8 protein-coding genes, 1 tRNA gene and 1 pseudogene are annotated in these 6,757 nt (G+C 63.6%); 5 read left to right on the top strand and 5 right to left on the bottom strand.

The window, feature by feature from the left end:
* From ACFOYU_RS15595 to ACFOYU_RS15575, 5 genes and pseudogenes are all read right to left on the bottom strand, one after another.
* Positions 1–145: pseudogene (locus ACFOYU_RS15595) on the bottom strand (TerC family protein); the annotation flags it as partial.
* Between the two features lie 346 nt (positions 146–491).
* Complete coding sequence (locus tag ACFOYU_RS15590) at positions 492–1,208, bottom strand: Bax inhibitor-1/YccA family protein (RefSeq protein WP_377034297.1); 717 nt, start codon at positions 1,206–1,208, stop codon at positions 492–494.
* A gap of 24 nt (positions 1,209–1,232) precedes the next feature.
* Complete coding sequence (locus ACFOYU_RS15585; protein WP_377034296.1) at positions 1,233–1,997, bottom strand: anti-sigma factor family protein; 765 nt, start codon at positions 1,995–1,997, stop codon at positions 1,233–1,235.
* Positions 1,990–2,541 (bottom strand): sigma-70 family RNA polymerase sigma factor, encoded by a 552-nt coding sequence (locus ACFOYU_RS15580; protein ID WP_226742779.1) that lies wholly within the window; start codon positions 2,539–2,541, stop codon positions 1,990–1,992. The genes ACFOYU_RS15585 and ACFOYU_RS15580 overlap by 8 nt, the downstream gene beginning before the upstream one ends.
* A gap of 162 nt (positions 2,542–2,703) precedes the next feature.
* Positions 2,704–2,958, bottom strand: a complete 255-nt coding sequence (locus ACFOYU_RS15575; RefSeq protein ID WP_377034295.1) for a hypothetical protein — start codon at positions 2,956–2,958, stop codon at positions 2,704–2,706.
* 140 nt (positions 2,959–3,098) lie between these two features.
* On the opposite strand from ACFOYU_RS15575, the gene ACFOYU_RS15570 reads away from it, so the two are divergent.
* From ACFOYU_RS15570 to ACFOYU_RS15550, 5 genes are all read left to right on the top strand, one after another.
* Positions 3,099–3,851: a phosphodiester glycosidase family protein gene (locus ACFOYU_RS15570; protein ID WP_377034294.1), complete on the top strand. Its 753-nt coding sequence runs from the start codon at positions 3,099–3,101 to the stop codon at positions 3,849–3,851.
* Positions 3,852–3,922: 71 nt separating this feature from the next.
* A tRNA-Gly gene (locus ACFOYU_RS15565) sits at positions 3,923–3,997 on the top strand.
* Positions 3,998–4,141: 144 nt separating this feature from the next.
* Positions 4,142–5,044, top strand: a complete 903-nt coding sequence (locus tag ACFOYU_RS15560; protein ID WP_377034293.1) for an MYG1 family protein — start codon at positions 4,142–4,144, stop codon at positions 5,042–5,044.
* 156 nt (positions 5,045–5,200) lie between these two features.
* Complete coding sequence (locus ACFOYU_RS15555) at positions 5,201–5,587, top strand: DUF6455 family protein (RefSeq protein ID WP_226742775.1); 387 nt, start codon at positions 5,201–5,203, stop codon at positions 5,585–5,587.
* A gap of 164 nt (positions 5,588–5,751) precedes the next feature.
* The gene (locus ACFOYU_RS15550) at positions 5,752–6,111 is read left to right on the top strand and encodes a YbaN family protein (protein WP_377034292.1); all 360 of its coding nucleotides are present in this window, start codon (positions 5,752–5,754) and stop codon (positions 6,109–6,111) included.
* Positions 6,112–6,757 lie beyond the last annotated feature (646 nt).

Below are 6,757 nucleotides of genomic sequence, written 5' to 3'. Positions count from 1 at the left end.
GGGCCTTCGAGCGCTGAGCTTCGGGCAGCTTGTTGGTCAGGATCGAGATGAAGATGAGGTTGTCGATACCGAGCACCACCTCCATGACGATCAGGGTCGCCAGTGCCGCCAGTGCCGTCGGGTCGGATAGCCATTCGAAATTCATGGGTCGTTCCTTCTAGCCGCCGTGCCCGACAGGGCATCCAGGGGCGCTTTCTTTAGGAATGTTGTGCCGTGGGGCAGGAGAGGGTGCAAGACGGGACCTGTCGGATGCAAAGAGCGGCATGAGCGATAGCATGTCGGGACACTGTCTCCCAATAACGGTCAAGCTGGCTCTTTGTTCTGGCCCGACGCGCCATCGCGTCCGTCTTCCTGGCGAAAGGCTGATTCCCTTACGGCATGAAGCCGGGCCTGTCGGCCCGGCATCGCGGCCCCGGCGTCTGCGAGGGCCGGGGCGAATGGAAATCGGCCGCCCGCGGTCGGGCAGCCGAATGGCACAGGCTTCGGGGCGGTTACTCCTCCCGCTGACCGGTCAGGCTGAGCAGAAGCTGGAACAGGTTGACGAAGTTCAGGTAGAGCGAGAGGGCGCCGAAAACGGCCATCTTGCTGTTCGCCTCGTGGCCATGGCTCTCGGCGTATTGTTCCTTGATGGATTGGGTGTCGTAGGCGGTCAGGCCCGTGAACACCAGGACGCCGATGATCGAGATCGCGAACTGCAGCGCGCTCGACGCGAGGAAGATGTTGACCAGCGAGGCGATGATCACGCCGATCAGGCCCATGACCAGGAACGAGCCGAACTTCGAGAGATCGCGGCGGGTCGTATAGCCGTAGAGGCTCGTCGCTCCGAACATCGCCGCCGTGATGAAGAACGTGCGGGCAATGCTGGTGCCGGTGAAGACGAGAAAGACCGAGGCGAGCGACAGGCCCATGACGGCGCAGAAGGCCCAGAAGGCCATTTGGGCCGTCGCCGCGGACATGGCGTTGATGCGGAAGGAAAAGAAGAACACGAACGCCAGCGGCGCCAGCATCACGACCCACTTCAGCGGGCTCTGGAAGATCGGCACGTACAGGGCCGGGGTCGAGGCGACGAAGAATGCCACCAGCCCCGTCAGCACCAGGCCGATGCCCATGTAGTTGTAGACGCGCAGCATGTGCCGGCGCAGGCCTTCGTCGAAGATGGCAGTGGTCGTATGCGCGTTTCCGGTCTGCCACGCATAGGGTGTGTTCATCGGTTCTTCCTTCTTGTCAGGGAGTTAGTGCACAGTTCGGGCCAGTTTCGACGCCATGCGCTGCATGGCGCCCTCGTTGGCCGTTCCAGTCAGCGCGTAGGCCAGCTGGCCCACCTGCCAATAAGCGGCCTTCGTGGAATCGAAGCGGGCGATGGTAGGCGCGATCACATGAAACGAGGAGACATGCGCCGCGAAGAGGGACAGGTGCCCGAGATCCTTCGTCTCGATGACCATCTCGATGCTGTGGCCGTCCCGCGAGGGGAAGACCTGGACGTCGGCAACGCGCCAGTCGTCCGGCAGCGGCGGGAGTGCAATTCCGGTCTCCGCTGCAATTTCGGACGGATTGTACTCGGCAACCGGCGGCTGTGATGCCATGCGGGCGCGCAGGAAAGCCGTCTGGTGGGAATGGAGCGCGTCCTCGACGAAGGCAGGGGGCTTCGGCGAAGCCTCGCTGTCGGTGATTTCGAACAATCCGACCTGGGAATGTGCGAACCACCCGATCCCGATCAGGGCGACGACGGCCGCGATCCGGCGGAGTTTCAGGCTGAACTCGCGCCAGACGAGGCCTCTTCCGAGACGGCGGGCCGCCTCGATCATCGCCTCGGGGGGGCGCTGCAATTCTTCCGTCATCGCCAGACGCAGAAGGTCCCGCGTCCGCAGATCGGCCATGACCTGCGCCGCGGCCTCGGGATTTCGGGCGAGGTAGTCCTCGATCTCGATCCGCCGGGCGACGTCGATCTGATCGTCCACATAGGCCAGGAGATCCGTTTCGGTGATGGGATTAATCACGGGCGCCTCCCACCAGGCGAAGATTGGGACGTGGCCGGCTTGAAGCGTTCTGCTGCTGATCCGGATCCGCCTCGAAGGCCCGCAGGGCGGCGCGGGCGCGACCAAGCCGCGACATCAGGGTCCCGATGGGAATGTCGAGCGTCGCCGCAGCCTCCTGGTACGACAGCCCCTCGATCGCGACGAGGTGGAGGACGGCGCGCTGATCATCCGGGAGGCTCATGAATGCCTGCTGGATCTGTTGGAGCCGGACCCGGCTCTCCTGTTCCGCAGGGGACGAATGCACCATGGCTTCGGCGATCTGCTGCACCCGGCGCGCCTCGGCAGCCTGGCGACGGCGATCGTCGATGAAGGTGTTGTGCAGGATCGAGAGAAGCCAGCCCCGCAGATTGCCGCCGGAATGGAACGAGCCACGCCGCTCGTAGGCGCGAACAAGGGTGTCCTGCACCAGATCCTCGGCCTGGTGGTCGTCCCTGGTCAACGACCGGGCATAGCGCCGCAGCGGGCCCAGCAGACCGATGACGTCTATGCGCTTGCTGTCTCTCATGCACGGTATACGAAGCTGCCGGCTGCTTTAATCCGGCAGCTGCCGTTTGTCAGGACGATAGAGACTTTATAGAGACGTTACGGCAGGGATATGGCCCCGACCGGCATAGCGCGCGGCGGGCGTATTCCACCGAGGGATGTCCGCACGGGAACTCGCTTGGGCCTATCGACGGTCGACGACCGTGTACTCCACCTCGATTACCCCATCCTGGCCGCGGCGCTGCGCCTTGCGCAGTCGGTGGCGGAGATAGAAGTGGAGGGCGATGCCGCCGATGACGGCGATCGGCAGCAGAACGGCGAGCGTGAAGAACGCAAATGCCAGGAGAGCAAGTCCCAGGAGGACCAGGACGATCATCCTGATCGGGGAAGTCCAGAAGGGATAGATTTTGGTCATGGCTGCCAGAATAGCCGTTTTCATGCCTGTTGTCGCCGTGCTCCCAATGTGTTGATGGGGAGGCCGATCTACAAGCCGGGTCTCGACACGAGCGCTCGATTGACCATCTTGGTCACTTGAATTCAGGCTCCGCCCGCGGCCGCAGCCGTGATCAGGGAAACGATATGCTGAATCTTGCAAGAACTCTGGCGATGCTCGTTGCGGTGGTGCTGTCGACCGCTGGCCCGGGACAGGCCGCACCCATGGGCGAGGTCTGCCGGACGGTGCGGAGTGCCGGAAACGAGTTCGCGGTCTGCACGGTCGATCTCCGCAGACATCAGGTCAGGCTCTTCTGGCGCGACCCTGACGGACAGGCCTATGGTTCGTTCAGCCGGTTGCTGAGTGGGCCGAAGGGCTCGGAACTGCTCTTTGCCATGAATGGCGGCATGTATGACGAGCAGCTGGCGCCCGTCGGCCTCTATGTCGAGAACGGGCGGGAGTTCAAGCGGGCCAACACGGCCGGCGGGCCCGGCAATTTCCACATGAAGCCCAACGGGATCTTCTTCGTCAAAGGCAACAGGGCCGGGGTTCTCGAAACCTCGCGCTACCTGCGCCAGAAGATCAAGCCGGATTTCGCGACGCAGTCCGGGCCGATGCTGGTCATCAACGGTCGGATCCATCCGAAATTCTCGGAAAACGGAACCTCGCGGAAGATCCGCAATGGGGTAGGCGTGCGTGGGCAGCACACGGTGGTCTTCGCCATTTCGAACCAGCCCGTGACGTTCCATGAGTTCGCCTCGTTCTTCCGCGACGAGCTCGATTGTCCCAACGCGCTGTTCCTCGACGGAAGCATTTCCAGCCTCTACTCCCCCGAGTTGAACCGCAAGGACGGGCTACTTCCTATGGGGCCGATCATCGGCGCCCTGCCGCGCGGCTGAACCCGACAGGGACGATCCGGGCGGTCCGGCCTTGACGAACGGCCCGGGAAGCATTCTAAGATTTGCGCCATGCGGGCGTAGTTCAGAGGTAGAACGTCAGCTTCCCAAGCTGAATGTCGTGGGTTCGATTCCCATCGCCCGCTCCAGTTTCTCGAAAACGACGGCGGTCCGTCGGTCAGGGCCGACACGGCAACCTTCCAGATCATCGCGGGTCCGTCCGCTCTCGTCTGGTCCGGCTGAGCCACACGGCGGCCCGGTTACCCTTCGAGCATGACGGGGCGGTGGAGAGTATGAAGGTTGTGACCCATAGCGGTCGGTTCCATGCCGACGATGTTTTCGCCTCCGTGGTTCTGCAGGCGGCTTTGGGACCTATCGACCTCGTCCGGACCCGCGACGCCCGGATCATCGGGGAGGCGGATCTGGTTTTCGACGTCGGGGGCGTCTACGACCCGGAGGCACGCCGCTACGACCATCATATGAGAGACCTGCCCCGCAGAGCCGATGGCACGCCCTACAGCTCCGTCGGCCTCGTCTGGCGGGACTACGGCCGCGATGCCCTGCCGCAGCTCGTGCCGGATATCGAGGCTGAGACGCTCGAGACGGTGTGGCAGGAGATCGATAATGACCTGATCCTGTCCATCGATCAGGCGGATAATGGGATCGGCCCCGTCAGCCCGGGGCATCTTGCGCTTCTGGTGGAAGCCTTCAATCCGACCTGGGACAGCACGAAGCCCTACGACACCGCTTTTGGGGAGGCCGCCGAAACGGCGCGAGGCGTCCTCGTTCGGGCATGCCGGCAGGCCCATGCGTCGGCCCGGGCGGCTGTCCTTGTTCTCGCCGCGGCCAGACAGGCGCGCGATCCGCGCATCGTCGTCCTCGATCGCAAGCTGCCCTGGGAAAAGGCCGTGTACGAGGGAGGCCTGGACGAGGTGCTCTTCGTCATCTACCCGGGAGAGGAGGGGGGAGCATGGTACTGCCGGGCCGTCCCTCCGGAGCCGAACTCCTTCGGCCAGCGGCTGTCCCTTCCCGAAACCTGGCGCGGATTGCAGGACGAGGCCTTCTCCAAGGCTGCCGGAATTGAGGATGGCGTATTCTGCCATCCGAGCGGCTTCATATGCGGAGCACGATCCCGTGCCTCGACCGTCGAGCTGGCGGAGCGGGCGATCGCCCTAGGAGCGGGCCGGGCCGGGTAGGAGCCGTCTTCGCCTGCTGCCGGAGCCGCGACTTGGCGGAACGATTGCTCGCCTGTCCCTTCCGCTTCGCGCTCGGGGGAAGGCTCCCGTTTGCTCTGGATCAATGTTCCAAGGTCTGTCCTGAGGCAACCTCGTCGCAAGCAGGAGGAGCCTTTCATGAGTTTGGCAACAGCGATCAGGCAATGGCAGGCGGGATGGATGCAGGCTCGTGAGCTCGCGAATCTCGGCTTAGAGGAGCGCCAGGCGTTGGCGCGCGATATCGGGATTTCGGAAGAGGTGCTCGCGGCTCTGGTCGCCCGAGGCCCGCAGGCGGGCGCGGAGCTGCCTCGCCTCATGACGGCTCTCGGCCTCGACCCGGAAGGAGCAGGACGCAGCCATGCGGCGCTGATGCGGGATATGAGCGTCGTCTGCACCGAATGCTCCGAGTCAGGGCGCTGCCGCCGAGACCTGGATCGTGGGGAGGCGGAAGTCGCGTTCGTGGACTATTGTCCCAATGCCGCGGAATTGCAGGAGCTGCGGGACGAGCACGGGTCCCGCGTCTGACGATGCTGGCGCCCTTGCAGACGGAGCAAGGCGAACCCTCCCGCTCCTGGGCAGTTGTTGCCGAGATGCCGTCTTCCTGTTTTCCGGCCGCTGCCGTAACCGCGGCGGTTCGGGAAGCGGAGTTGAGACGGCAATTCCTACCGGCGCCTGGCGGAAGAGGGATCATGCGAAGGCTTCACCTTTGCCTCGGCTATTTGAGCGTCTCGCTCGGAGCGCTTGGGGTGGTGCTGCCCCTTCTGCCCACGACGCCCTTTCTGCTCCTCGCAGTCTGGTGCTTTGCGCGCTCCAATCCGGCCCTTGCCGATCGCCTCTACGGCCATCCGCGCTTTGGACCGGCGCTCTCGCAGTGGCGGGACCAGGGCGCGATTTCTGTCCGGGCCAAGAGCTATGCCGTCGCGGCTCTCGGGCTGTCCTATGCCTTCTGCTTATGGCTGACGCGGAGCGGGATTCTCGCTGTCGCGTTGGCCTTCGTCATGGGCGGCGTCGCTCTCTATCTGCTCACCCGGCCCAGCCCCAGGGAGTGACGGGCCCGGCCGGAGTGCCGTCCGACGAAAGTCGCAAGAAAGGCGTTGACAAACGGGCCGCCAATCGACATATCCGCAGCCCCGCCGGATGTTCATCCAGGCGAGCTTCAATCTCACATGACGCCGACGCTGCTGCCGGGCTCCACGGAATCCTGCTGCGCGCTCCGGGTCGGAGCGGACCTCTCGTCCGTTCACCGGCATGAGCCATAGTCTCCTCTTCCCGAGGCAGACGAAAGCGGCTCCTCTGACGACATCGCCAAGTAGTCGGGTGGTTTTTGCTGCTCGAGAACGTGAAACCGCAAGAGCAGATGTGCTTTTGCGGGCGATGAAACGCGTCTTGTTCTTTGACGGTTCGAATGATTGCTCGGTTTGGTCGAAAAATTTTCAAATCGAGTGTTGACCTTCCGAAAGGCCTACTGTAGATAACTGTTCATCGGCGGCGGGCCACTGAGTGGTTCCGGTGCCGGTCCTGAGAGAATGGGGCTTGTAGCCTCCTTCTGTCGGGTCCCTTTCGAGGGAGTTTCCGTTGGCATCTTCTTCTTTTGGTTTTGAGGAGGGGGGTTGACGGGGAGGTTTGGTGAACTTATATCGGGTTCATCGCGGTGCTGCCGATGCGGCGCCGAGGCTTCCACGGACAAGCGGATGA

The sequence above is a fragment of the Microvirga sp. GCM10011540 genome (assembly GCF_042650665.1).
Taxonomy (GTDB): Bacteria; Pseudomonadota; Alphaproteobacteria; order Rhizobiales; family Beijerinckiaceae; genus Microvirga; species Microvirga lenta.
This window is presented reverse-complemented; position numbering and strand designations above follow the sequence as displayed.

Bases quoted from the DNA above. Each gene is read 5' to 3' on its own strand.
- ACFOYU_RS15590 (WP_377034297.1), bottom strand. From the start codon at position 1,208: ATGAACACACCCTATGCGTGGCAGACCGGAAACGCGCATACGACCACT.
- ACFOYU_RS15580 (WP_226742779.1), bottom strand. From the start codon at position 2,541: ATGAGAGACAGCAAGCGCATAGACGTCATCGGTCTGCTGGGCCCGCTG.
- ACFOYU_RS15575 (WP_377034295.1), bottom strand. From the start codon at position 2,958: ATGAAAACGGCTATTCTGGCAGCCATGACCAAAATCTATCCCTTCTGG.
- ACFOYU_RS15570 (WP_377034294.1), top strand. From the start codon at position 3,099: ATGCTGAATCTTGCAAGAACTCTGGCGATGCTCGTTGCGGTGGTGCTG.
- ACFOYU_RS15560 (WP_377034293.1), top strand. From the start codon at position 4,142: ATGAAGGTTGTGACCCATAGCGGTCGGTTCCATGCCGACGATGTTTTC.
- ACFOYU_RS15555 (WP_226742775.1), top strand. From the start codon at position 5,201: ATGAGTTTGGCAACAGCGATCAGGCAATGGCAGGCGGGATGGATGCAG.
- ACFOYU_RS15550 (WP_377034292.1), top strand. From the start codon at position 5,752: ATGCGAAGGCTTCACCTTTGCCTCGGCTATTTGAGCGTCTCGCTCGGA.